At 36.1% G+C, this 1,283-nt stretch carries 1 protein-coding gene and 1 pseudogene; one reads left to right on the forward strand and one right to left on the reverse strand.

The window, feature by feature from the left end; translation table 11 throughout:
• Window positions 1-358 (reverse strand): hypothetical protein (locus ABZ642_RS46430; RefSeq protein ID WP_360497803.1); only part of this gene is annotated, 358 nt, incomplete at its 3' end.
• Window positions 359-526: 168 nt separating this feature from the next.
• On the opposite strand from ABZ642_RS46430, the pseudogene ABZ642_RS46435 reads away from it, so the two are divergent.
• Window positions 527-1,207 (forward strand): annotated as a pseudogene (locus tag ABZ642_RS46435) (IS6 family transposase).
• Window positions 1,208-1,283: the final 76 nt, after the last annotated feature.

Here is a 1,283-nt window from a genome sequence, read left to right on the forward strand (position 1 = left end):
GACTATGAAAGAAGACGTGTGAGATTTTGGTCGGGTCTTCCCATTTTACCAAGGATTCTTTTTCTTTTTTCAAAGTTGCTAACAATTGTTGCGCTTCTTTGGCGTCGTCTTTTTCAAGTAAGGCGATGGCTTCATCATAATGATAACTTGCAGCAAGCTGTTTTGCTTGATCAAGCTGTTTCGTCGTTTGTTTATCTTCAACAGGTTTTGAGCTGCTGCTTGAGTGTTGAGTTGTTTGACTAGTGTTTTCTAATTTATTGTTTGTTACTGCTTGTGTAACAAAAAAGATACTTACACCTAGAATAATAACAGTGCATACAGAAGTGACAGCCAATATGATTTTGTGTGTATGTTTCATTTTATCGTCCCCTACTACTTTTTGATTTCAAAAACCCCCGTAAGCTTTTCTTAACCTTTTGAAAAACTTCCCATAACCATTGTAACGAATATAGGTTTCTGTTGCAAAGTTTTAAATCTACTATCAAATAAGGTAGAATAATAGAAAAAGATAGCAGGAGGAATGACGATGAATCATTTTAAAGGAAAGCAATTTCAGCAGGATGTGATTATTGTAGCCGTGGGCTACTATCTTCGTTAAAACCTTAGCTATCGTGAAGTTCAAGAAATCTTATATGATCGTGGCATTAACGTTTCTCATACGACGATTTATCGTTGGGTGCAAGAATATGGCAAACTACTCTATCAAATTTGGAAAAAGAAAAATAAAAAATCCTTTTATTCATGGAAAATGGATGAAACGTACATCAAAATCAAAGGAAAATGGCATTATTTGTATCGAGCCATCGATGCAGATGGTTTAACCTTGGATATTTGGTTACGTAAAAAACGGGACACACAAGCAGCCTATGCTTTTCTTAAGCGGTTAGTGAAGCAGTTTGATGAACCGAAGGTTGTAGTCACAGATAAAGCCCCCTCTATTACAAGTGCCTTTAAGAAACTAAAAGAATACGGCTTTTATCAAGGGACAGAACATCGTACCATTAAATACCTGAATAATTTGATTGAACAAGACCATCGTCCAGTAAAGAGACGCAATAAATTCTATCGAAGTTTACGCACTGCCTCACCCACGATTAAAGGCATGGAAGCCATTCGAGGATTATATAAGAAAACCCGAAAAGAAGGCACTCTCTTCGGCTTTTCGGTGTCTACTGAAATCAAGGTATTAATGGGAATAACAGCCTAAATCATAGATACCGTAAGGGATTTTATTCTTTATTTAAAACTTTGCAACAGAACCCTTGTATGTAATTGACTAAAAC

Origin of the sequence: Streptomyces sp. NPDC007157, from assembly GCF_040634235.1 — a bacterium.
Lineage (GTDB): Bacteria > Actinomycetota > Actinomycetes > Streptomycetales > Streptomycetaceae > Streptomyces.